This window comes from Phaeodactylibacter xiamenensis (assembly GCF_965229835.1).
GTDB classification, from domain to species: domain Bacteria; phylum Bacteroidota; class Bacteroidia; order Chitinophagales; family Saprospiraceae; genus Phaeodactylibacter; species Phaeodactylibacter xiamenensis.
The window spans coordinates 7,109,808-7,133,485 of the sequence record NZ_OZ245931.1 but is presented as its reverse complement, the minus strand read 5'-3'; the positions used below and the strand labels follow the sequence as shown (position 1 = coordinate 7,133,485).

Genomic DNA, 23,678 nt, shown 5'->3' with positions numbered 1-23,678 from the left:
GTGGAAAAGATGAGAAGAGATGAAGAAACTACTTACCACACTAATATTTGCTGCGTTCTGCAGCCATACTGTACTTCCACAAAGCAACGACTTCAAGAAGATACCTTTTCGCCTGGTCAATAACATGGTCATTGTAGAGGCCCGTATGAATGGAGAAACGGGCAGTTTTATTCTGGATACCGGCTTCCCCCAATCGGTAGTCAACCCCCAACAAGTGAATGGCCTGGTAAGGGTTCCAGCCCAACAGCAGCGGTCTGTGTTTAGCGGTATTCCGGTAAGTGTGGACCAATTTGAATGGGCAGGCATGGAACGTCAGGACATGAAAGCCGTGGCGATGAACATCAGCCATCTTGAGTCAACGGCCAATCAGGAGATCATGGGGATTATCGGGGCAGAGCTGTTGCGGCAATCTGAAGTTATGTTTGACTTCCGCAATCAGGTCGTCCTGCTCTATGACCGCAGGGACACCTGGCTGCACGAACAACACAAACCACAGTTTAGCCTGCCTTTTGACCTTGAACAGGGGCTGCCGGTACTGCAAGCTGAAATTGGTGGGAAAACCTATCGGCTGGGGCTGGACATTGGTGGCCGTTACAACCTGATGCGGGAGCACCTCCTGCCACAACTTCCCAAAGAAGTTTTGGGCCGGGTGACGCAACAAAAGTTGCTGGACTTTGCCAATATGCCGGACTACTTCGACAAAGCACCAGTGTCAGGAATGGAAATCGAAGACCGGCCTTTTGATGCGACCACCTTCGTTTTCGCTACCCTAAAAAAAGGGATATCCTCGAATATTGATGGTATTCTGGGACTGGAGTTTTTGGCACGTTACCGCTTTGCAATCAACTACCACAAAAAAACCATCTACTTCTGGCCCCACGGTTCAGAGATCAATCATCGTCAGATTTAGGAGGCTCCAGCCCAGATGACCGGGCAGCTTCCACGATATCTTCAGGCAGCTGCCGGGAAGTCCGGGCCCCCAGTTCCCGGATGCGTTCTGCCCGGCCTACTAATGTGTCACCGTACTTTTTTGAATCCACGAGTTTGTTCATAGCATCATCGTAGGCGTGTTGTGCCTGTTGAATGCGCTGCCCCACCCCTTTCAGATCATCCACAAAGTTGACAAACTTATCGTAGAGCATACCGCTCTGCCGGGCAATCTCCAACACGCTACTTTTCTGTTTCTCCTGCTTCCAGATATAACTAACGGTGCGCATCGTGGCCAGTAAGGTGGAATTCGATACGACCACCACGTTGGCATCGAGGGCATCCACAAATAGCTGTGGGTCCTGCTGCACAGCCAGGGCGAAAGCTGGTTCTATGGGAATGTAAAGCAAGAGGTAATCCGGTGTGTGGACCTGGTACAGATTGGTATAATTCTTACTGCTAAGGTCACGGATATGGCGCCGTATGCTGTCAATATGGGCTTTCAGATGGCGCTCCCTTTCCTGTTTGTCCTCGGTACTGAAGCAGCGGTCATAGGCTTTCAGGGAAACCTTGGAGTCGATAATCAGGGTTTTATCTTCTGGCAGATTGATAATAAAGTCAGGGCGTTTCGCTTTGCCGTTTTCATCCCGGAAAGTAGGCTGCACCTGGAAGTGTACATTTTTCTGTAGCCCTGCTTTTTCCAGCAGAAGTTCCAACTGTATTTCTCCCCAGTCGCCTTGCGCTTTGTTGTCTCCCTTGAGTGCGCTGGCCAGGTTGTTGGCATCTTCGCTCAGTTGCTGATTGAGTGCCCGCAGCCCTTCAATTTCCTTTTTCAGGCTGATGCGGTCCCGGGTTTCTTCCACGAACCGCTTTTCGATCCCCTCCTCAAAGGTTTTAATACGTTCCCTGAGTGGGGACAGCAACTGATCCAACTGCTGATGGTTTTGTACGGTAAACTTCCGGCTCTTTTCCTCCAGCAGGCGGTTGGCCAGGTTTTCAAATTCAGCCTGGAAGCGTTGCTGCAACTGCACCGACTCTTCCTTTTGGTGGCGAAGGGTATCTTCCAGCTGCAGGTTAGCCTGCTCCAGGCGGGCAGCTTTTTCGGATGCCAGGCGGTAGGCTTCCTGTAGCTCAAACAGGTCTTCCCGTTGCGCATCGGACTGCTGCTCCAGCTGTTGGTACAAGCTGCGATGTACGTATTGCACGTTAATGTCCTCCTGAGAGAAAGTATCGCGCTGAAACCGTAATTTGGCAGCAAGCCAGCCCCCCAGCCCACCAGCAAACAGCCCGATGAGCAAAAACAGAAGGCTCAGCAATAATTCGTCTGGCATAACAATAGGTTATCAACAAAATAATGGAACTCTATCGCCAATAAAGTTACACCATTTGATTAAAACCTGCACCTTTAACCTATCTTTTTGCACCAATTTGCCGCAGCAACCCACAGTAAGGAATAGCTTCCCATCCCCGGTTCTGTTGCAGCTCGAAGCCCAGTTCGTAGAGGTGCCGCTCCAACTGGAAAGTATGCATGAGCAGCTCCCAGTCTTCATCTGAGGATGGCAGGAGCCCGGCCTCCCGGGCCACTGGCAAATACCCTTCCAGGAAGGCACTGTGGATCGCATCATACCAGGCCTCTGCATACGCCAGCAATTGACTTTCGTTGGGCTGCACGGGCTTAATCTGGGTAATCAGAGCGCCCAGAGCAGCATAGTAGAGTGAGCTCGACAGACTGGCCAGGTCACGGACAGGAGACTTCCGGAGCCTAAGTTCGCTAAAGCTGCGCGTCCGGTCCCCTTCAAAATTAAACAGCACAAAGGAATTACCCGTAAACAGGACTTTTTCCAGCTGCAGGTCGCCGTGTACCCGGATTTTTACTGCATCGAGTTTGTGGTCGTAAATCTGGCGCAGCTCGTCTGTGATTCGTTTTTTATGCTCCAGCAGCATGGCCTTTTGGTGGTCGGGCATCCGGTTGGACTTATTCATTAGCTGAAAACCAGACCGCAATTGAGAGTTCCATGCCGAAAACAGCGACCGCTGGTAGTGGAGCGAGAAGGCCTCCGGCTGAAAGTCAGGCAGGTCATTTTCTGTTAGCCCTTTGTGGAAGGCTGCCACGGTTTGCCCCAGCAAGTGGGCGCGGGTCAGGGGGATATCCCCAAAGAATTGTGCCTGAATTCCTTCGTTCAAAGGTGGCAGGTTCTCCTGTTCGACGCTGATGTATTCCAGGAAGCGCCTGGCATTATCATAAAAATACGTCCATGCTGTACCCTGATTGGCTACATAAGGCTCCAGGACCGCGAGGACATAAGGGTGTTTATTTTTGTCCTGATACTCCAGGTGGCTCAGGTAGCCTGGCACCGGCAAGTCAGAGTCATGCCCGTATTTGTTGATTTCCAGTTCCGGGTTGGGCGTGTCTTCCAACCGGCGGAACACCTTCAGGAAGTACTGGTCGCCAAAGGCCAGGGCCCGGTGATTGCTTTGAGTGGCAATGACCCGGGCGGGCGGCAGCGGCTGATCGGAAGTATCGCCATTCAGGCGGTTGCTCAGCTGGAAGCTAAAGCCTTCAGGGAGTTCTGTTTTGCCTTCGAGCAGATAGCGCAGCAGGTAGTTTCGGAAACCGGTGCTCTCATCAGCTTCAAAAATATAGCCTTCCTGCTCCATGCCGGTGAGGCAGCAAAGGATTTGATTGGCTGCCGGAGCGTTGGGCTGCCGCTGATAGTCGCCTTTGCGCATAGCCAGTGGCATGAAGTACAACTCAGGGAAACCTTCCGTGTAGTGGGTCCGCAGAATCATCAGCAGGGAACGGCCACCTTCGTAGCGAAGCGGGTCTACCTTGACGATTTCCACACTGTCCAGCTTACGCCCATCGATGTTGTATTTCTGGGTCCGGCTAAGGAATTTGCGTACCACCTCCCGGAATTCCGGATGGTACTTCTTGTCCTGAATAAAATCCGTCCATCGCTCGGGGCTCCACTGCAGCTCCGGTATTTTAACGTTGGAGCGGCCATTTTGGTAGGCCGGTTCCAATTCAAACCAATAGTAGCCAAATGGCCCGATAGTGAAGCGATTCTGCCCGCGGGTAATGGGCGGGAACTGTGCCTGCCCGAAGGTTTCGATTGGCTGATAGCGCTCAAACTCGGGAAGCTCGAGGTCGACTGCCTGAGCATGCCTCGACAGGTTGGCAATAACCAGCAAATGCTCGTCTTCAAACGAACGGGTGAAAGCCAGCACCTTCGCATTTTCCGGCGAAAGGAATTTGATGTCCCCCCGCCCAAATGCTTTATACCGCCGCCTCACATTGATGATACGGCGCATCCACCACAGCAAGGAAGAGGAATTGTTTTGCTGTACCTCCACGTTGATGGTGGAATACTGGTACTCGGGGTCGTTGATCAGGGGGAGGTAAAGTTTGTGCGGATGGGTATTGGAAAATCCGGCATTGCGGTCCACATTCCACTGCATGGGCGTTCGCACCCCGTCCCGGTCACCGAGGTGAACGTTATCGCCCATCCCGATCTCATCGCCGTAGTAAAGGACCGGCGTGCCGGGCAGGCTGAGGAGCAGGGAATTCATCAGCTCAATCTTCTGCCGGTTGTTGTCCAGCAGTGGGGCCAGGCGGTGACGGATCCCCAGATTGATGCGGGAAGCAGAATCTTTATTGTAAGCCCGGTACATGTAGTCCCGCTCTTCATCAGTCACCATTTCCAGAGTAAGCTCATCGTGGTTGCGCAGGAAAATGCCCCACTGACAGTTTTCCGGAATTTCCGGTGTCTGTTCGATGATATCGATGATCGGATACCGGTCCTCCATCTTAATCGCCATAAACATGCGGGGCATGATGGGGAAGTGGTAGTTCATATGGCATTCGTCCCCATCCCCGAAGTAAGAGGCAGAGTCTTCCGGCCACATATTGGCTTCTGCCAGAAGCATAACGTTGGGGTTGCGGGCTTCAACGTGGGCGCGAAGTTTTTTCAGGAAAACATGGGTCTCCGGCAGGTTTTCGCAATTGGTCCCGTCCCGTTCAAACAGGTAAGGGATGGCATCGAGGCGGAAGCCATCTACGCCCATGTCCGTCCAGAAGTCAATCATCTTAAAGATTTCCCCCTGCACGGCGGGATTGTCGAAATTCAGGTCGGGCTGATGACTGTAAAAGCGGTGCCAATAGTAGGCTTGGGCCTGATCGTCCCAGGTCCAGTTAGACTTTTCAAAATCCTGGAAAATGATCCGGACATCTTTGTACCGGTCAGTCGTTTCGCTCCAAACGTAATAGTCGCGCTCGGGGCTGCCGGCCGGTGCCTTGCGTGCGCGCTGAAACCAGGGGTGCTGATCGGAGGTATGGTTGATGACCAGCTCTGTAATCACCTTCAGCCCGCGTTTGTGGGCTTCATCCAGCAGTGTTTTGAATTGCCGGACCGTGCCGTAGTCGGGATTGATGGAGTAATAATCTGAGATATCGTAGCCGCCGTCCCGTTGAGGTGACGGATAAAAGGGCAAGAGCCAGATAGCAGTAATACCAAGGTCCTGCAGGTAATCCAGCCGCTGTATTAGCCCGTTAAAGTCGCCGATCCCATCGGCGTTGCTGTCCTGAAAGGCTTTAATGTGGAGTTCGTAAATGATGGCGTCCTTAAACCAGAGGGGGTCCTGCGGTGTCTTGTTTTGCTGCGGCATGAAGTTAAATTAGTGCGGTTTTAAGATGGAATTGCCTAAAATCAGAGACCTTTTGGGTACAGGACAGGATAGCACCTGCCCCTTTGCCATCATCAATGATTTCAGTGCGGTCTTCGGATAGGAAACGGCACGCGCACTGTCTTTGTGCAGCTATGCTACCGGATTTCCTGCTTTGGTCTTATGGTAGGGAAAGCGATAATAAGCATATCTGCTGAGAAAAGAAAATCTGCCGCACAGAGATAATGACTAATGCATGCGGTCGCCCCGCAGGTCCAGCTCTTCCATAATCTCTGCTTCGCGCTCCAGGAATTCCTTCCAGCGGGCACGGACCCTGGCTTCATCGCAGTATTGTTTGGCTAAGTCAATAAACAAGCGGTAATGCCCGGCTTCAGCCACCATGAATTTGTGGTACCATTCTTTCAATTCTTCTTCCCGGATGTTCAGGGATAGCAGGCGAAAGCGTTCACAGCTGCGGGCTTCAATCAGTGCGCAGGTGAGGAGTTTATCCAGCAGGCGGTCTTCTCTGCTTCCGCCCTTTTTGTGAAAAGCCAGTAGTTTATTGACGTATTCGTCTTTGCGCTGCCGCCCCAGCTTGAGCCCGCGTTTGTCCAGCTCTTTGAGGACCATACGGAAATGCCCCCACTCTTCGGTAACGATTGGGGCCAGTTCCCGGACCAGGTCCTCATGTTCCGGATAGCCCTGAATCAGGGAGATGCAAGAGGTCGCCGCCTTCTGCTCGCAGTAAGCGTGGTCGGTGAGAATTTCCCCGAGTTCCATTTCCGCCATATTGACCCAACGTGGATCAGTAGGCAGCTTCAGCCCAAGCATTTGCACGGCTCTCAGTTCTTCTTCGCGGGTTCTAACGTCCATAAGCGGGTATCATGATTATTGCGGGATGCAAATATAGCCAATCAGCGGGACTCCAGGCACTGAATCTGATGCATAAACAGACCCGGATGGTAAGTTTCATACTCTTCATAGCCACTGCTCCACCCCAGAATGATCTTATCCAGCTCAAAACGTTTCAGCAAATTCATCTGGCTTTGGTCTATCGGATAGATAACCCGATAGGTCAGCTCACCGGTCTTTTCGTTGAGCACACCACTGCTCCCGTTGCCGGCCAGCAGCTTAACATACTGATTGTTGAGCGTCATCATAACCAGAAAAGAGCTCTTCTGAATCGTACCGTACAACTGTTTGGCATTGTCCATGGCGAAGGTGAAATCCATAGAGATATACCGGTAGCCGCCCAGCTGATTGAAAGCTGCCCGGCAGGTGAGGTACTCCTTTCCTCCCAACACTGGCCGGAGGCGCTCGGTTGGGGTATGGGTAAACAACAACTCTTCCTTTTGGCTGACCTGGTACTTTCCGCCGGAGTTGACGCCCTCAAACTCAAAGACGCAGTTGTAGTCGGGGAATTGCACCACTTCATTGGTATGGCCGAAGGGGCGGTAGTCATCATCAAGCAGTACATTTTCGTAGGAATCCGAAGAGATCACATCCACCCCTTCAAATTGCTGCAGTTCCAGCCTTTTGCGGTCCTGCTCGCGCTGATAAGCTTCCACATAGGTTTGATTATCTCGAATCTGCCTGGCATTAGCGGCTTCCTGCTGTGCCATACGGGCCTCCCTGATGGCAATCGATTCGATTTCCCGGGCATTTTTCAGCCGTTCCTCCAGCTGCAGGATTTGTTCTGTATTATTTTCCCTTGTCATAGCTGAATCCAGCTGCTCCTGAAGAGAAAGGGTATGGTCCCGTGCCTCGTCTGCACGCTGACGGGCGATTGCAGCAGCCTGCTGCGCAAGTTGAGCTTTCCGGTCTGCAATACGGCGCAAATCTTCAGAAGTGATAATTGTGGCTCCGGGCAGAGGAGTTACCTCAACGTCAAGTACAGCATGGTCAGGGCCCACTGCTTCTCCTTCCGGGATAGGCACGAGGTACGCACGTTTGCCTTCCTTATTCAGCACATAAGGCCGTTCTTTTTCATCATATAAAACCTCATCCTGAGCATAAGCATTGCTGATTAGCAGCCCGGAAAACATCAGGATGGCGAAAAATGCTTTAATTTGCATGCTATGAAGTTTTTATGCCGTTGCAAATGGTCTGAAAGATTGGGCTTTCCTCCCTATATTGCCAATAGCGAAACGAGTAAAACGGGCAGGCTACGGCTTTGCTGTCTGCTATGGATGGCCCATGTAGCCCCAATGTTTCAACCGGGTACGAGTCAAGCCCGGGAAACAATCACCAGCCTGCAGCCTGGAAAGCTCAAGATAGCTATTAATTGAGATTCGGGTCAGGCAAAAAGGACAAACCAAAATTATAACCTAATGAAAAATACGGGCTTATTGCTTTTATGTTGCACAGCATTGCTGCTATTTGGTTGTCAATCCAGCTCACCAGATCAGGCTTATGATTTTCCGCACATCCCGGTTAGCTACCCCGATACGCCAAGAGATACAGCCGCGATCAATGATTTTTCTGGTTATAAAGTGCCCGCGCCTTACCAGTGGCTGGAACAATCCGATTCTGCGCAAACGAAAGCATGGACTGCCGCCCAGTCAGAGGTAGCCCGTGCCTATCTCAGTCAGCTACCGGGGCGTGATTTGCTGAGACAGGAAATCGCACAGCTGAGCGACTATACCTCAATCAGCCCGCCCCGGCTTATCAAAGGTGCCTACTATTACCTCAAGTCAGAGCGAGGCGTGTGCAAAGGCCTTTTCCGTAGAGACAGCCTAAATGCTCCGGAAAAACAACTAATCAACCCGCAAAGCCTGGGCTGGCCAACCGCATCTGACATTACCAGCTTTACACCTTCTCCGGATGGCACATTACTGGCCCTGAAGCGGTCCTTAGCCCATTCTGAATGGGAAGACCTTCTCCTGTTCGATCTTGAGCAGGAGAAGTTCATTTCAGACACCCTTCGGTTTGTTCGCCACAGCAATATCACCTGGTACGGCAGCGGTTTTTTCTACAGCCGCTACGCCCGCCCGGGCAGCCCCACCGAGCCTTATCTTTTCCAGCAGGTCTGCTACCATCGACCGGGCACTGACCAATCAGAAGACGAGCTCATTTATGCAGATCGCAGCGACCCCAGGTTCAGGTTTGAGGTGCACCTGAGCCCGGTGCAGGACTACCTGGTACTACTGTCCACTGATGCCGATGGGCATCAGGCGATATACGGGCGGCCTGCCGGGGAAACAGACGCGGGCTTTACAACCATTGCTGAGGGGCTGGAACATCAACTGGAATGGGCAGGAGCTGATGCAGCCGGGTTTTATCTTATTACCAACCTTGATGCCCCGAACCGCCGCCTGATACGGGTTGACCCAGACCTGTCTGCCCCTAACTACTGGGAGACTATTTTGCCGGAAAGCTCCTCACCACTGTCATCCGTGCATTGGGTAAATGGCAACCTTCTGGCTGTATATCAGGGAGAAGCCGGCAGCGCCATGGCGATATACGATACGAAAGGTAAGCTGCTCAAACGCCCGAAACTGCCTGAAAACGGCCATATACTTGATATCAGCAGTCAGTACGATGACCCAAATGTTTTCATTAGCTATGGTAATATTCTGGAGCCGCCTCAGGTTTACCACCTCGATCTTGAAGCAGAACGGATGACGGCTTTCCATACCCCCGTCACTATCCTGAAGCCCGGTAATTTTGAAACCCGCCTGGTGCGGTTGGAAAGTTACGATGGGACACCAATCAGCATGTACGTGATTCACACGAGAGAGCTAAAGCTGAATGGCCAGCACCCCACCCTTATTTTCGCCGGCGGGCGTCAGGAGGGGCCTTTTGCGCCCATGTACAATACGCAGGAACGGCTGATAGCACAGCTCATGCTGAGGCAGGGCGGCATTTGTGCGATTCCCGCCCTCAGAGGGGGCAGTGCACTGAACACCAAACTCCGCCGGGCAGGACAGCGGGAATATAAGCAAAATACGTTTGACGACTTCCAGGCAGCTGCCGAGTATCTGATCGCCAATCAATACACAAAGGCAAGCCGCCTTGGGGTATACGGCGAAGGCCATGGCGGGCTGATTGCCAGTGCAAGCCTGGCGCAACGCCCTGATCTCTTCGGAGCTGTTGCAGGCATTGACGGGCTCTATGACCTGCTCCGTTATCCGGAGTTTGGGTCCGGGTGGAAGTGGCTACCTGAATTTGGAGCCCCCGATGCCCCCAAACAGTTTGATCCTATTTTCGCCTATTCGCCTGTGCATAAACTACCGGCAGACCAGTATCCGGCCACGATGCTCGCTGCACATCTCAACAGTGATGTTGTAATGCCTGTGCATACCTGGAAAATGGGTGCTGCGTTACAGTATCAACAAACTGCCCAGGCACCGGCAATCATTTACCCGGTACCGCAGGCACAAGCATTTGATGAAACAGCAGCAGATATAATGGCGTTTCTATTGTACCACTTGAAAACGCCCGTACGGGATTAAACCGCGTACATGATTTACCTCTTCGATATTGGTTTTTTGCCAGTCAGAATCTGGGATGTGCTCGACATCATCATTGTCGGGTACCTGATGTACCAGATTTACAAGTTGCTGCGCGGCAATATTGCCTTCAATATCTTTGTGGGGGTACTAACCCTGTATGTGGTATGGTGGCTGGTCAATCAGCTGGAAATGGACCTGCTTTCGGCTGTTCTGGACCAGTTTGTGAGCGTGGGCGTCATCATAATCATCATTATTTTCCAGCCTGAGGTGAGGCGCTTTTTGTTATTCCTGGGCAATACCACACTTCGGCAACGCTCTAACTTTCTGGGGCGGATTCTGGATCGCAACCTGGAAAGTACGGAGGAAAAAGTGCGGCAGTTGCGCGCCCTGCGCTCTGCAATAGTGCGCATGAGCAAACGCAAAACAGGAGCACTGATCGTACTGGCCGGCAATCTTGACCTTGACGGGCTGGTCAGCTCCGGAGTGGCTATGGATGCAGATATTACGGAGCCCTTGCTGGAAAGTATCTTTAATAAACACAGCCCTCTGCACGATGGAGCTGTTATTGTGAGCAATGGCCGGCTGCAATCTGCCAGCTGTGTCCTGCCCGTATCCGAAAACCCTAACCTGCCGAGCAGTGCGGGCTTACGGCACCGGGCAGCAGTGGGCATCACGGAGCGGGCGAATGTAGCGGCTTTTATCGTCTCAGAAGAAACCGGGCAAATATCTATTGCCGTAGAGGGCGAGCTGCGCCGCAAACTTGATGAGCAGGAACTGAAATCGTTATTGAGTGAGTACTACTAAATTACCTGAGGGAATACAACTGGAACGGGTGGAAGAGTTTGCGCTGACCAACCTTCAGCATCAGCATATTCAACAGCTGTTGAAGATGGCTTTCCCGGGTTATCCGGACCGGACATTCTACAGGCAGCTGCCTGATTTCCGCTATCTCGGCTATCAGGAAGGTCATTTGATGGCGCACATGGCCGTTGAGCACCGCCTCATGCACAATGCCGGGCAGGTATATCCTGTTTTTGGGGTCATTGATCTTTGTGTGGATCCACTTTTTCAACGCCGGCGCATAGCGAGCTACCTTTTGAATCAACTCTCCGCACTTGGGCAGGCTCATCAGATAGACTTTTTGGTACTGCTAGCCAGTCAGCACCAGCTTTACCTGGACAATGGTTTCCAGCTTGTAAGCAACCCCTGCGTGTGGATGATGATCTCCGGTGAGCAGTCTATGGGGCTGACGCGGCGCTCAGTAAAACACTCCCTGATGGTCAAGCCGTTAGGGGATAAACATTGGAAAGAAGGATTAGTCGACTTTTTGGGCCCTATCTTTTGACCCTTGCTAAATATCAATCTTGGCCACCTGTTCGTGCAGCTCATTGACTTTCATTAAGGCTGCCGAACCATACCAGGGCCGGAGCTCCATGCGCAGCGTCCCTGCCTTGATTGCCGGATCTGTATTGGTCAGCGCCTCCGCTTCAGCAACAGTTCTGACGTCAAATACGTAGATGCCCCGAAGATCCTGCCCATCCATAAACGGGCCGGCCAGGACCAGGTCGCCGGCTTCTGCCATGCGGGTAATATTATCGAGATGGGCGCGCTGCAGCTCAGCCCGTCGCAGGGAATCCAGTCCTGTAGCCTCTCCCCGGTACAGAAAAGCCATCACATAGACCTTCATACCGTAGTCATCCGCACCCAGCTCCTGAGCGAGCAGACTGTCGTAAGCGGCACCCACCGGCCGGTTGGCTTCTTCGGGGCTTGCCGGTGTTTCAGAAGCGGTTTCCACAGGCCCCTGCCCGCAGGATAAAGCCAAGACTAAGAGCAGGGACAGCGAGGGAAGTTGTTTTTTCATCTGCAGTCTTTTTTATTCAGTAAGTTAAGGCTTTTCTTTAATAGTTATATTCAAGCACTTCATCGTACCCTTCCAACTGAAGAAGGACGGTAGAATGCGCCCCGGAGCGAAGAGGCGTCAAGTCAAAAGTCTTGGTGTAGACAAGCAACGCCTCACAGTCATCGTCGTCCTGAAAACCTACCCTGATGAAACGGGAAGGTGGCAGGCTATCACCTTCACCTGTACTGGCAAACAGATGAGCTTCCACTTCTCCGCACCCACCTCCGTATCGGAAGGTCACGTCCAGGCAATCGTCAGAAATGAAGGCGTTGGAAATCATGTGTTCGTCGTCCGGCCCATTCTCATAAAGGTCGTCACTCACCTGCACCTGATCCTCACAGGTCCCCGTTGGGCAAAGGATTAATCCATCGCCCTCTGACTGCTCACAAGCCCCAAAAATGGTGGAGAAGATCAGCACGGCAGTCAAAATTTTTAGGATTTTCATCGGATGATTGTTTTCGTGTACAGACGAAAAGCCAGCCCGGAGGGTTGGGAGTCAATCCGATAAAAACCACTTTCCGGCAAGTTTATGCTGTGGGCACCTCCTTACGGCGCATGACCGGCACATCCTTCACTACCATTTGAATGGTGGTGTCCTTAATGCGTTCTTCCAGCAGGACAATTTTGCCTTTGCGCAGTTCTTCCATAATTGCGGGTTGATGATGCCGGACGGTAATGAGTTCGAGCCCGCGGTCCATCATCACTTTGAAGTCCTGCTCAATGCGCTGGGCGAAACGGTCGGCTTTATCGTCCACATCATTGACGCACAGGCTGAAACTGATGGCTGAGTTTTGCATCATATTCACCTGAATGCGAAGATCAGCGATAATGTTGAACAGTTCCCGGATGTGGTGCTCTGCAACGAAGGAAAAATCGCGGGTGCTGATCTGCAGCAATACCTGATCGCCTTCGATGGCGACCATTGGCGGGTAGTTGTCCTCCACTTCGTCGGAAATGTAGGTGCCCGCGCCTTCCGGGTTGATGTAAGACTTGACCATCAGCGGAATGCTCTTGTTCTGAAGCGGCTTGATGGTTTTGGGGTGAATGACCTTAGCACCGTAGTAGGTCATCTCGATGGCTTCCTTGTAGGAGAGGCGGTCGAGCAGGGTGACATTCTCAAACTTTCGGGGATCTGCCGTCAGGACACCGGGGACATCCTTCCATATGGTCATATCCTGGGCATCCATGCAAAAGCTAAAAATCGCAGCGGTATAGTCGGAGCCTTCCCGTCCGAGAGTAGTGGTGAAGTTTTCAGTAGTACTGCCTATGAAGCCCTGTGTCAGCACAAAGCCCGGCTTTTCCAGCAGTGGGGTTACCAGTTTTGTGGCGCGTTCCTGTGTTTGTTCCCACTGTACCCAGCCTTCCCGGAAGATATCGTCGGTCAGAATCACGTCTCTTGCATCGAGCCAGGCGGTCGGCAATTCCATTTGATTCAGGAAAGCACTCACAATTTTGGAGGAGACCAGTTCGCCGATCGAGACAATCTGATCATACATGTAGTCGTAGTTGTCATGCGGCGGTTCTTCCAGCACCCACTCCACTTCTACGAATACATCATTAACCGCAGCATAGACCTCCTCATTTTGAGAAGGGAAAAGCTCGTCCATAATCCGGTAATGCTGGGCTTTGATTTCGTTGAGCAGATCAAAGGCTTTACCGTTCTGAGCGGCATGGGCTTCGACTACGGTTTCCATGGCATTGGTCGTTTTGCCCATTGCAGAAACCACCACCACCAGGCTTTCGTCTTTAAAGTCACGAAGGATATTAGCTACATTTTGAATAGCCGCTGCATCTTTGAGTGAGGATCCTCCAAATTTAAAAACCCGAACTGGACGCTTCATGATTATCGAACTGTATTAATTGGTTACATCAAAATTTTCAGAAATTGCGCAAGGTAAAAAATATCAGGCAATAGCGTCTGCCTATTTCTTTCACTTCCTCATTTTTTACAACATGCGTACAGAAAAAGAGAAAATGATCGCCGGGGAAATGTATGTGCCCCTTGACCCGATCCTCACTGAAGAACGCCAAAAAGCCCGCCTTTTGTTCAAAGCCCTGAACGAGACCGGGGATAACGAAAAAGACAAGCGTCAGGAAATACTGCAACAACTGCTGCCCAACAGTCAGCCTGACCTCTGGATTGAACCGCCGTTCTACTGTGACTACGGCTATAACATTTATGCCGGCGAGCGGGTCTTTTTCAATTTCAACTGCGTAGTGCTGGATGTGGCACCGGTGTACATTGGCAGCCGGGTCATGTGCGCCCCCAATGTGCAGCTCTACACGGCTACTCACCCGCTGAACGCAGAAGCCCGAAGCAGTGGAAAAGAGTATGCCAAGCCGATCCGTATCGGGGATGATGTGTGGCTGGGGGGCGGTGTTATCGTGTGCCCTGGCGTGACGATTGGCGACCGGGCAGTGATTGGAGCCGGGAGCGTGGTCACCCGTGACATTCCGGCAGATAGCTTTGCCGCGGGGAACCCCTGCCGGGTCATTCGGGCCATTGACCAGCAAGACGACGTATAAAAAATGCCCGGACAACAACAGCGTTGCCCGGGCATTTTATGTTACCCTATAAAAGCTAACTTACTTATCAAAGTAGGCATCCTCAATCGTCTCACCCGCCTGAATGCGGTCGATACGCTCCTTGAAGACGTTGGACTTCTCCAGGTCGTCTTTACGAGCGTAGATTTCCTTGAGGGCGATAAGTGTGTTCAGATCACCAGGGTTGATTGACTCCGCTTTCTGGAAGAATGGCAAAGCGTTGTCAAACTCCTCGAAGATACTCTTTTTGAGCTCTTCGTACTTCTTCAGACCTTCCTTGGAGTAGTCATCAGCGTACTTGTTGAGGTCCTGTGTCATAACCGCTGCCTTGTTGTAGTACAACGCGCCAATACTGTAGATGGCATCAACATAATCGGGCTCTTTGCCTACCGCCTGCTGATAGTACTTCATGGCACTGTTGAAATTCTCTTCTGCGGCTGCTTCGTCATTCGCTTTCAAAGCCTTCTGATACAGGTTGTCATACACATTGCCCAGTGTGGAGTAAAGGGAAACGTTGTCCGGCTCTTTTTCGATAGCCGTTTGCAGCTTGGTAATCAGCACATCGAGTTTACCAATACGGAGGAAGTGGTTGATTTCTGCGAACAGCAGAGATACATCATCCGGGAAAAGCTTACGGCCCTCTTCGAGATAGGCATAGGCTTCATCCATTTTGGACTCATCCGCTGCTGTAATCTTGTACAGCGATTCGTAGATAACCGGCTTGTCATATTTCTTTTCGTAGAGCTGATCAAAGTACGCCTTGGCCGCGTCCATTTCGTTGGCATTAATAGCAGAGAGGCCTGTGATGTACAGCTGATTGAGGTAGTCCTCTTCATTCTTCAGATTGCTGTCTTCCTTCTCATCAGTCAGGACCTTATGCAGATCAAGCACCATTTTGAAGTCATTGTAAGCCTTCTCATAGTTCTGCTCATCCTGGAAAGCCATCACACCGCTGTTGGAAAGGTGGCCCTGAGCCTGCGCCATTCCTTTGGTAGCGTCTTTGGTTTCCCATTTTTTCTCGGCCAGCTCATAAGCCTTAAGGAAAGCTTCAGCAGCGATCATAGCAGGATCGTCAACTTGTGGAAGTTTTTTCGCTGCTACCGTGTCTCCTAGCTGGCTTGCAATCAGATACTGATTCGCGATTTCATTGTAGATCTCACCTTTAGTCAGGAAAGTTTTGGCCTCCTTTGAGGATTCCGGATCTGAAGCGCCCTCCTCGATAAGGTCAATAGCCTCTTGCAGCTTTTCTTTGTTGTTGGTAGGGTCCAGATTAAAAGCACCCAGAGCACTTGATGCCTTACGAACCGCCTTCTTACCGTCCTGTGCCTGTACTGCAAATACCATCAATACAGCAGTCAGTGCTAAGATCAGTTTTTTCATGTTGTATGCAATTTTCATTTTTGGTTTGTATTCAAATAACCCGAAAAACGGGGCTTAAGATCAAAAAAGACCCCAAAATCCCCAATTTTTCACTCTATTAGACGAATTTCCGGAAAGAATCGGTATTTACAAAATGTTAAAACCAGTTCCTATTCCTCTTCATCGAATGCCGGAGGCGTCGTTGGCTCATCTTCATCCTCTGACTTATGAATCACGGCGATATCGGCCATTTCATCGTGCTTATCCAGCTTAATGAGGCGCACACCCTGTGTGGCACGGCCCATCACCCTGATATCGCTAACGGCCATACGAATCACAATGCCGTCACGGGTGGTGATCATCAGGTCACTATCCTCGCTCACTGCTTTGATGGAGAACACCCCACCTGTTTTATCTGTGATTTGCATATTCTTGACCCCCTTACCACCGCGGTTGGTCAAACGATAGTCACTGTACAACGTACGTTTGCCCATCCCCTTTTCAGAAAGGACCATAATGGCTGTTTCGGCTTCTTCCGGATCAATGATGACCATGCCTACCGCGATATCTTTGCCATCTTCATTCAGACTAATGCCCCGGACACCGGCAGCGGTACGGCCCATAGCCCGCACTTTGGATTCTTCAAAGCGGATCGCCCGCCCGGAACGGCTGGCGATAAATACCTCTTGGTTACCGTTGGTTAGTTTCGCCTCTATCAGCTGATCGCCTTCGTTGATAGTAATAGCGTTAATGCCACCTGCCCGTGGACGGGAGTAGGCTTCGACCAGCGTCTTTTTGATCAGGCCATTGCGGGTGCAGAAAACAATATTATTATTGTTGATGAACTCCTCATCCGTCAGGTCCTGAATATTAATATAGGCTTTGATACTATCGTCTTTTGGAATAGCCAGGATATTCTGAATCACCCGGCCGCTTGAGGTCTTATTCGCTTCCGGTATTTCATAGACTCTTAACCAATGACAACGCCCGGACTCCGTGAAGAGCAGCAGGTAATTGTGAGTACTTGCAATGAACAAGTGCTCCACAAAATCCGCATCCCGGGTCTTACTGCCACGGGAGCCACGCCCGCCCGGCTTTGCTTACGGTATTCAGAGACCGGTGTCCGCTTGATGTAGCCTAAACTGGAAATCGTAACCACAACCTCCTCATTGGCAATCAGGTCTTCAATGCTGATTTCGCCATCAGCAGCTGTGATATCAGTACGGCGTTCATCTCCGTATTTTTCTTTGATCTCCTGCAATTCCTCTGCGGCAATTTCACGCTGCAGCTCTTCGCTTTCCAGGATAGATTTCAAATAGGCGATACGCTCCTGCAGTTCATCGTACTCCTCCTTCACCTTATCCCGCTCCAGGCCAGTCAGCTTTTGCAGCCGCATATCCAGAATCGCGCGCGCCTGAGCTTCTGAAAGCGCATTGCCCTCTTCTCTCGGATATTCATCGGTGTCCGCCTGTTCAATTAGCGGGCCAAACTGCTTCCAGAACTTGTCTCTATCCTCAATAAACGCGCCCTCCATCAGGCCATTACGGGCGTCTTCCGGCGTAGCGGAGCCACGGATGAGGTCAATGACCATATCTATGTAGTCCAGCGCAATGAGCAGGCCAACCAGGATATGCGCACGGGCAATCGCTTTGCGCAAATCATACTGTGTACGGCGCACAATGACTTCGATTCGGAACTTGATAAACTCCGAGATGATATCTTTCAGGTTGAGCAGCTCAGGCCTGCCGTTGACCAGGGCCACATTATTCACACCGTAAGAGGTCTGCAGCGCTGTATATTTATAAAGCATGCTCAGCACTACGCTGGCCATAGCATCCCGCTTCACATCCACTACGATGCGCAGGCCATCCCGGTCGGACTCATCCCGGATATCGCTGATACCGATGATCTTTTTGTCATTCACCAGCTCGGCGATCTTGGCGACCAGGTTGGCTTTATTAACCTGATAGGGGATTTCTGTTACCACAATGGTTTCCCGGCCATTATCAGCCACCTGAATCTCGGCCCGTCCCCGGACCACGACCCGGCCACGGCCGGTTTCGAAAGCCTCGCGTACACCACTCGTACCATAGATGATGCCACCCGTTGGAAAATCCGGCGCTTTGATGTACTGCATCAATTCTTCGATGGTAATATCCGGATTGGCAATTTGCGCCACAATGCCATTGACCACTTCCGTGAGGTTGTGCGGCAGCATATTGGTCGCCATACCTACGGCAATACCGGAAGCGCCATTGACCAGCAGGTTGGGGATTCTGGCAGGCAGTACCGTTGGCTCCTTTAGCGTATCATCAAAGTTGAAGGCAAAGTCAACGGTTTCCTTACCGATATCTGCCAGCATCTCATCAGAGATACGCTCCAGGCGGGCCTCTGTGTAACGCATGGCGGCCGGGCTGTCGCCGTCCATAGAGCCAAAGTTGCCCTGTCCGTCTACCAGTGGGTAGCGCAGGGACCAGTTCTGTGCCATACGTACCATCGTATCGTAAACGGAAGAGTCACCATGAGGGTGGTATTTACCCAGCACCTCTCCAACGATACGCGCTGACTTTTTATAGCTTTTGTTGTAGGTTAGCCCTAAATCTGACATACCGTACAGGACCCGTCGGTGCACCGGCTTGAGGCCGTCCCGTACATCCGGAAGAGCCCGTGAAACGATTACTGACATAGAGTAATCGATGTAGGCCGACTTCATTTGGTCCTCGATATTAACGGGGATAATTCGCTGTTTCAAAGACATGTAAGCGGTTTATTCTTGTATTTTCTTGCCCTTTTTTCAAAGACAGGCAAAGATAAGAAAAAAACAGGATTTTGCTTTACTATGACGGCCACTCCCTTCCCAAAATATATCTTTGCAAAAATTTTGAAATTACTATGGCAGAGGAAGTAAAGCCGTATGATCAGTCGGGCAGTAAGAAAGAGCAGGTGTCGAAGATGTTTGATGGCATCGCGCCCTACTATGATTTCCTGAACCGCCTGTTGTCTCTGGGTATTGATGTGTACTGGCGCAAGCGTGCCATTAAGCTCTTGAAGGAGGATGCGCCTAAGATGGTGCTCGATGTGGCTACCGGCACGGCAGACGTGGCACTGGAGACCGCACGGCAATTGCAGCCTGAGAAAATCATCGGCATTGATATTGCCAATGAGATGCTTGAAATTGGCCGGACTAAAATCGATAAACGTGGCTTAAGCACCACCATTGAGCTGCAGCAGGGCGACTCGGAGAATTTGCCGTTTTCAGACAATACGTTTGATGCCATCACCGTTGCTTTTGGTGTGCGCAATTTTGAACACCTGGAAAAGGGGCTCGAAGAAATGCATCGGGTGCTAAAGCCGGGCGGCAAGCTTGTGGTGCTGGAGTTTTCCAAACCCCGGGTTTTCCCGTTCAAGCAACTATACAACTTTTATTTCCGGAACATCCTGCCCACCGTGGGCCGGCTGACCTCCAAAGACCCCAGGGCTTACAGTTATCTTTACGAATCGGTACAGGCATTTCCTGACCGCGAACAGTTTACCGATATTCTTAGCAAAATTGGCTTCAAATCAAATCAATGCATACCACTAACTCTTGGCGTTTGCGCGATTTATTCCGGTGGCAAAGCGTAAGCTTAGCGCTAGCCCTGCTCTTTCAGCTCTCCACACAGGAGGCTTCAGCTCAGGCTACCGGCAACTATAATTTCTTTGACTTCCAGCAGAAGCCTTATTACTTTGGGATTACCCTGGGGTACAACTCCTCCCGGTTCACGCCCTTCAACTCTGATCAGTTCCTGCAAAGCGACTCCATCCGCGTGGTCGAGTCCGCCTCAGGACCGGGCTTCAATCTGGGTATTGTCACCAACCTGAAAATGGGCGATCATTTCGATTTTCGCTTCCTCCCCACCCTATCTTTTGCTGAGCGAACGATTAGCTACACCCGTTTTGGGCGGCGGTCTAATTTTTCTGAACGGCGGGTAGAGTCTGTCCTCGTGGAAATGCCCTTCCACCTGCGCTACAAATCGGCCCCCTACAAGGATATGCGGCTTTTTGTCATCGCTGGTGTAAAGTATGCCTTTGATGTGGCCAGCGATTCGCAAACCCGGCAGGCGGAGACCCTCGTGCGTATCGCCCCCAATGAATTTGCACTGGAATACGGCGCAGGCGTGCAGTTCTTCTTCCCTTTCTTCATTTTCTCCCCGGAGATCAAAATCTCTCATGGCATCGGCAATACGCTGATCTACAATGAGAATATCGAGGAGTCTACCGTTTTGGAAAAGATACTTTCCCGCACCTTTACGCTTTCCTTCCACTTTGAGGGGTAAAAGCTGGTTTCGGGGGCAGTAAAAGCAAGCCTTAGCGATATACGCTCTGTCGGCACAATAGAAAAGGCTGCGGGTACTACCGCAGCCTTTTGCCTAAATATCCATTGAAGGCCCTAAGGCACTTAATTAATCCCGTTCGTGTTGTTATTGTGTTTGAATGTGGTGTTTGTTCATCGGCGATAAACGCCCGTGCATATTCCCCTAATGTCTAATTACCGGGATATGTGTAGTGTTTGTTTTTGGGTGAAAAAGCTACAGCCTTAACAACCCGTTAAAGGCTGTAGCGTAAAGGTTCCCCATAAAATTCTTAAGGCTAAAGGTTAAGTATGCCAACTGCATGGACCTTCTACTTGAAATGGCCCATCTGGGTTTAGCTTCATTAATCGGTAGGTGGGATCGTTTCGATAACTCAAATCTAAAGAAGAAGAGAAAGGGGATTTGAAATATGTGGTGAACGCCATAATATTTGCCGTGAACGATCCATAGCGAGGGGTAAACACTATTGTGACATGCTATTGTGACAAACAAAAGGGGGCAGCGCTCATCACTGCCCCCTTCCGGTATCTTTTGAATGCCGCTGCTGCCTTACCGGCTGATTAGCAACCGCTGTGCGCCCGGCTGCCCGTCAACCTTCAACCAGTATAAGCCATTCGGCAGGCCGCTTACGACCAGCGGATGCTCCGTTAAGCCCACTTCGAGTGCCCATGCCCTCACAGCCCGCCCCAGCCCGTCCATCAGGCGGGCCTGCGCCGGTGCTTCCAGCGGGGCGCCCAGCGATAAAGTAACTGACCGGGAGGCCGGATTGGGCCAAAGCGCCAGCTGCCCTGTGCCAGAAGCACCAGTAAGCTCCATGGCCGGGCTGCCCCCAAATTCGGTGCTGTTAGAAGCGCCTATGGTGCTCACCGGGCCAATAACGGCGGTAGCCGCTCCGCCAGGCGTGCTCGTGAAAGCCCCAAAGCCCACTTCCACGCACTCCTCCAGGTGGTCCTGCATCTGTGTGATCAACTGCCAGCCACTCCCGCCGGGGATGCGGTAGAAAGCCTGCAGCAGGCCGTTGTGCCGCCGCATGCCCAGCGTTACCGGGGTTGCTACCGCCTGAAAGGGCGTAAAGCTCTTGCCGCCGTTCGGCTGCAGGCGGCTCTCCCAGCGCAGCAAAGGCGTCAGGTTGGTGAACAGCCCGGCCATGGGCGACCCGGCCGCGCTGCTGTTGCGCATGAATATGCCCGCATACGTACCCGGGCCCACCGACTGTACCTCCGCGCGGATGCCGGACCCTTCGCACAGCTCCTGCACTACGCCCGCCAGCTGGTCCGTATTTCCGGAAATGGGGTTGTAGCCCGGGCTGTTGAGGGTGAAATGCCCTTTGGACGGGTCGCCCGTGGCACAGGGGTCGTAAGCATAACTGCTGCTGCCCGGCACCATGCCGATATCGGCTGTGCCCCAGGGCGGCGGGATGCTCTCGCTGATGAGCACTTCCACCTGCGCCGTGCAGCTGCTGCTGTTGCCATGTATATCAGAACCCGTCAGCTCTACGCTCTGTATGCCCAGGCCGCTGCAGTCAAAAGCCGTTTGGCTGATCATCAGCGTGCTGTAGTCCAGCCCGCAGTTGTCGCTGCTGTTGACAAAGTCCAGCACCTCGTCGGCCAGCAGCTCCCCGGTGCCGTCGTAGCTCAGGGCTACTTCTACATCAAGGCAGGCCAGCTGCGGCGCTTCCTCATCCGTTACAATGAAGGTGTAGGTGAAATCCTCCGCGTTGCCATAATCGTCTGTGGCAACCACTTCCAGCTCATAGGTGCCCTGAGGCACGGTGAGGTAGAGGGCATACTGCCCGGTGGCCGCATCAATCAGCACCGTTTCCAGCTGCCCGGCCGAGGGGCCGTCCTGGTTTTCCAGGGCAGCCTCTACCGTCACGCCCGAGCAGTCTTCTATGGAAAAAGCCCGCCAGATAGCCGAGTAGTGGCAATCGCCGGGGTCCGTGCCCACTTCCAGCACGCCTTTGCTCGTGAGCGTGTCCCCATTGCTGTCCAGCACGTGCAGGGGCGGCGCTTCGTAATCCGGGAAGCAGGGGTCGAAGGGCGCCGGGTCGAGCGTATTGCACAGCCCGTCCTGATCGCTGTCGATGTCATAGCACAGCTGTGTGGACACCGTGTCCTGCAGCACCTCCGGATAATCGCAGTCCGCGGCCAGGAAGGTGTACGGGTGCGCCCCCCGGAAGGCCGTGTCCTGTGGCGTGATGCCCAGCTGCCCGGCTTCGTCCAGCTCAAAGAAGAAGGGGGAGAAATCAAGCAGCAGCGGCTCGTCCGGGCTGCCCAGCTGCCCGTTGCCGCCAAATCTGAGCGTGACAGGCAAGGTGAAGAGGGCTTCGTGGGCTGCGCTGTAGTAGCGCACCTCCATTTCCCCTTCCGGCATGGCATGGTACACGGTGGCAAAGTAGTACGCCTGCCCGTTGACCAGCTCCGGGGCCGCTGTGCCGCTCAGCTGGCCGTTGATGAAGAAAGCCAGGCGGTCGGCTTCATCGCCCAACGGCAGCCAGGGGGTATACTGCGCCCGGGCAGAGAGGTTCATGCTGAACGGCTGTTGCAAAAGAGGAGTGCTCCAGCTGGCGGGCAACTGTGGCTGGCTGCCTGCCGTAGCCAGTACAGGTGTCAGGCTGTAGTCCAGGCAGGGGCCGCCATAGGCCGCCTCGAAGCCGGGCAGGCTCAGCAGCTCAAAGCCGGCCTGCGGCTCCGCGCTCTGTGTTGGGATATCCTCCCACTGCGGCCCGGCGTAGCCTTCCTCAATGGTGACACTGAGTGCTGCCGTGGCAAAGTAAGCGTTGGCTGTCTGCTCGGTGGCGCGCACTGTGACTGTGGTGGAACCAAACCAGGCGGGGTCCGTTGGGATCAGCGTCAGCTCTGCCCCGTTAAAAAAAGTCAGGACGTGCGGGTTGAAATCCGCCGACCAGGTAATACCGTCGTTGTCCTGCCGCTCCAGGAACGGCAGGAGGCCCAGGGGCGCGAAGGGCACGCCCTGCAAGGTCTGTTGTGCCGGCAATGCCTGAAGCCCGATGGGCGCATCACCGTCCGTGAAGACTTCAATTTCGTAGGGCGCATCAAAACTGCCGCTCACGCCCTGATGCACGAAAGCGTAGGGCTGCTGCGCGATGTAAACAGCATCGGTGGCCGCATGGTAGACCCGCACCTGCAGCTCCTCCCCGGTAGCGGTATTGGAGAAAACCGTAGACAGGTGGAAGACCTGATTTCCTATGCTTACCGGCGTGCTCACGCCCCGCAGCTCCCCGTTGGAGAAGAAAGCGATGAGGTCATTGGCATTCGCCGTCAGCGCTCCATCGATGACCAGGGCTGCATTGATGCTTGCCGAGTAGCCGTAGCCCCCGGGCTCCGGCGCCGCCCAGTCGGGCGGGCCTGCGGATGCCCTGAAGGCAACAGCCATCAATAGGATAATAAATATATATCGCATTGGATTATGCTTTTGGGCTGCTGCCCGCGCAAGGTAACCCCGCGACAGGCAGCAGGC

At 52.6% G+C, this 23,678-nt stretch carries 16 protein-coding genes and 1 pseudogene; 7 read left to right on the top strand and 10 right to left on the bottom strand.

Translation table 11 applies throughout. From position 1 onward, the window contains the following. The first annotated feature begins 19 nt into the window (after positions 1–19). Positions 20–910 carry a hypothetical protein gene (locus ACO08I_RS27465; RefSeq protein ID WP_282774769.1) on the top strand — a complete coding sequence of 297 codons (891 nt, stop codon included), beginning with the start codon at positions 20–22 and terminating at the stop codon, positions 908–910. Here ACO08I_RS27465 and ACO08I_RS27460 read toward each other — a convergent pair. The 4 genes from ACO08I_RS27460 to ACO08I_RS27445 all read right to left on the bottom strand — a co-directional run bounded on the left by ACO08I_RS27460 (position 891) and on the right by ACO08I_RS27445 (position 7,664). After that, positions 891–2,258, bottom strand: a complete 1,368-nt coding sequence (locus ACO08I_RS27460; protein WP_421947723.1) for a DNA recombination protein RmuC — start codon at positions 2,256–2,258, stop codon at positions 891–893. The genes ACO08I_RS27465 and ACO08I_RS27460 overlap by 20 nt on opposite strands. Positions 2,259–2,337: 79 nt before the next feature. Continuing rightward, positions 2,338–5,592, bottom strand: a complete 3,255-nt coding sequence (gene treS / locus ACO08I_RS27455) for a maltose alpha-D-glucosyltransferase (RefSeq protein WP_282774773.1) — start codon at positions 5,590–5,592, stop codon at positions 2,338–2,340. Positions 5,593–5,838: 246 nt separating this feature from the next. After that, entirely contained in the window at positions 5,839–6,462 is a 624-nt protein-coding gene (locus tag ACO08I_RS27450) for a tRNA-(ms[2]io[6]A)-hydroxylase (RefSeq protein WP_282774775.1), read from the bottom strand. A 41-nt stretch (positions 6,463–6,503) separates the two neighbouring features. Further along, a complete protein-coding gene (locus ACO08I_RS27445; RefSeq protein WP_282774777.1) occupies positions 6,504–7,664 on the bottom strand; it encodes a hypothetical protein in 1,161 nt (386 codons plus the stop codon). Positions 7,665–7,919: 255 nt separating this feature from the next. On the opposite strand from ACO08I_RS27445, the gene ACO08I_RS27440 reads away from it, so the two are divergent. Genes ACO08I_RS27440 through ACO08I_RS27430 form a run of 3 tightly spaced genes read left to right on the top strand, consistent with a single transcriptional unit; the run spans position 7,920 to position 11,388 of the window. Beyond that, a complete protein-coding gene (locus ACO08I_RS27440; RefSeq protein ID WP_421947722.1) occupies positions 7,920–10,043 on the top strand; it encodes a prolyl oligopeptidase family serine peptidase in 2,124 nt (707 codons plus the stop codon). Between the two features lie 9 nt (positions 10,044–10,052). Then, on the top strand, positions 10,053–10,847 hold the full coding sequence (cdaA, locus tag ACO08I_RS27435; RefSeq protein ID WP_282774781.1) for a diadenylate cyclase CdaA: 795 nt from the start codon (positions 10,053–10,055) through the stop codon (positions 10,845–10,847). Beyond that, complete coding sequence (locus ACO08I_RS27430; RefSeq protein ID WP_282774783.1) at positions 10,834–11,388, top strand: GNAT family N-acetyltransferase; 555 nt, start codon at positions 10,834–10,836, stop codon at positions 11,386–11,388. The genes cdaA and ACO08I_RS27430 overlap by 14 nt, the downstream gene beginning before the upstream one ends. Before the next feature lie 6 nt (positions 11,389–11,394). On the opposite strand, the gene ACO08I_RS27425 is transcribed toward ACO08I_RS27430, so the two are convergent. The 3 genes from ACO08I_RS27425 to ACO08I_RS27415 form a co-directional block, all read right to left on the bottom strand. After that, positions 11,395–11,904 (bottom strand): YciI family protein, encoded by a 510-nt coding sequence (locus ACO08I_RS27425; RefSeq protein ID WP_421947721.1) that lies wholly within the window; start codon positions 11,902–11,904, stop codon positions 11,395–11,397. 37 nt (positions 11,905–11,941) lie between these two features. Further along, positions 11,942–12,388 (bottom strand): hypothetical protein, encoded by a 447-nt coding sequence (locus ACO08I_RS27420; RefSeq protein WP_421947720.1) that lies wholly within the window; start codon positions 12,386–12,388, stop codon positions 11,942–11,944. A gap of 82 nt (positions 12,389–12,470) precedes the next feature. Further along, positions 12,471–13,784 (bottom strand): aspartate kinase, encoded by a 1,314-nt coding sequence (locus ACO08I_RS27415; RefSeq protein ID WP_282774789.1) that lies wholly within the window; start codon positions 13,782–13,784, stop codon positions 12,471–12,473. 112 nt (positions 13,785–13,896) lie between these two features. On the opposite strand from ACO08I_RS27415, the gene ACO08I_RS27410 reads away from it, so the two are divergent. Continuing rightward, entirely contained in the window at positions 13,897–14,469 is a 573-nt protein-coding gene (locus ACO08I_RS27410) for a sugar O-acetyltransferase (RefSeq protein ID WP_282774791.1), read from the top strand. A 60-nt stretch (positions 14,470–14,529) separates the two neighbouring features. Here ACO08I_RS27410 and ACO08I_RS27405 read toward each other — a convergent pair whose 3' ends face one another. Continuing rightward, the gene (locus ACO08I_RS27405; protein WP_282774793.1) at positions 14,530–15,867 is read right to left on the bottom strand and encodes a tetratricopeptide repeat protein; all 1,338 of its coding nucleotides are present in this window, start codon (positions 15,865–15,867) and stop codon (positions 14,530–14,532) included. Positions 15,868–16,016: 149 nt separating this feature from the next. Further along, positions 16,017–18,604, bottom strand: a pseudogene (gene gyrA, locus ACO08I_RS27400) (DNA gyrase subunit A). Positions 18,605–18,738: 134 nt separating this feature from the next. Here gyrA and ubiE point away from each other — a divergent pair. Together ubiE and ACO08I_RS27390 are read left to right on the top strand one after the other, a co-directional pair. Further along, positions 18,739–19,470 (top strand): bifunctional demethylmenaquinone methyltransferase/2-methoxy-6-polyprenyl-1,4-benzoquinol methylase UbiE, encoded by a 732-nt coding sequence (ubiE, locus tag ACO08I_RS27395; protein WP_421947719.1) that lies wholly within the window; start codon positions 18,739–18,741, stop codon positions 19,468–19,470. Continuing rightward, entirely contained in the window at positions 19,440–20,162 is a 723-nt protein-coding gene (locus ACO08I_RS27390; RefSeq protein WP_421947718.1) for an outer membrane beta-barrel protein, read from the top strand. The genes ubiE and ACO08I_RS27390 overlap by 31 nt, the downstream gene beginning before the upstream one ends. 585 nt (positions 20,163–20,747) lie before the next feature. Here ACO08I_RS27390 and ACO08I_RS27385 read toward each other — a convergent pair. Next, positions 20,748–23,621 (bottom strand): hypothetical protein, encoded by a 2,874-nt coding sequence (locus tag ACO08I_RS27385; RefSeq protein ID WP_421947717.1) that lies wholly within the window; start codon positions 23,619–23,621, stop codon positions 20,748–20,750. Between the last annotated feature and the right edge of the window lie 57 nt (positions 23,622–23,678).

What these genes read in the sequence shown, in the direction of transcription:
- ACO08I_RS27465 (WP_282774769.1), top strand. Translation starts at nt 20, where the DNA reads ATGAAGAAACTACTTACCACACTAATATTTGCTGCGTTCTGCAGCCAT.
- ACO08I_RS27460 (WP_421947723.1), bottom strand. Translation starts at nt 2,258, where the DNA reads ATGCCAGACGAATTATTGCTGAGCCTTCTGTTTTTGCTCATCGGGCTG.
- treS (WP_282774773.1), bottom strand. Translation starts at nt 5,592, where the DNA reads ATGCCGCAGCAAAACAAGACACCGCAGGACCCCCTCTGGTTTAAGGAC.
- ACO08I_RS27450 (WP_282774775.1), bottom strand. Translation starts at nt 6,462, where the DNA reads ATGGACGTTAGAACCCGCGAAGAAGAACTGAGAGCCGTGCAAATGCTT.
- ACO08I_RS27445 (WP_282774777.1), bottom strand. Translation starts at nt 7,664, where the DNA reads ATGCAAATTAAAGCATTTTTCGCCATCCTGATGTTTTCCGGGCTGCTA.
- ACO08I_RS27440 (WP_421947722.1), top strand. Translation starts at nt 7,920, where the DNA reads ATGAAAAATACGGGCTTATTGCTTTTATGTTGCACAGCATTGCTGCTA.
- cdaA (WP_282774781.1), top strand. Translation starts at nt 10,053, where the DNA reads ATGATTTACCTCTTCGATATTGGTTTTTTGCCAGTCAGAATCTGGGAT.
- ACO08I_RS27425 (WP_421947721.1), bottom strand. Translation starts at nt 11,904, where the DNA reads ATGAAAAAACAACTTCCCTCGCTGTCCCTGCTCTTAGTCTTGGCTTTA.
- ACO08I_RS27420 (WP_421947720.1), bottom strand. Translation starts at nt 12,388, where the DNA reads ATGAAAATCCTAAAAATTTTGACTGCCGTGCTGATCTTCTCCACCATT.
- ACO08I_RS27415 (WP_282774789.1), bottom strand. Translation starts at nt 13,784, where the DNA reads ATGAAGCGTCCAGTTCGGGTTTTTAAATTTGGAGGATCCTCACTCAAA.
- ACO08I_RS27410 (WP_282774791.1), top strand. Translation starts at nt 13,897, where the DNA reads ATGCGTACAGAAAAAGAGAAAATGATCGCCGGGGAAATGTATGTGCCC.
- ACO08I_RS27405 (WP_282774793.1), bottom strand. Translation starts at nt 15,867, where the DNA reads ATGAAAAAACTGATCTTAGCACTGACTGCTGTATTGATGGTATTTGCA.
- ubiE (WP_421947719.1), top strand. Translation starts at nt 18,739, where the DNA reads ATGGCAGAGGAAGTAAAGCCGTATGATCAGTCGGGCAGTAAGAAAGAG.
- ACO08I_RS27385 (WP_421947717.1), bottom strand. Translation starts at nt 23,621, where the DNA reads ATGCGATATATATTTATTATCCTATTGATGGCTGTTGCCTTCAGGGCA.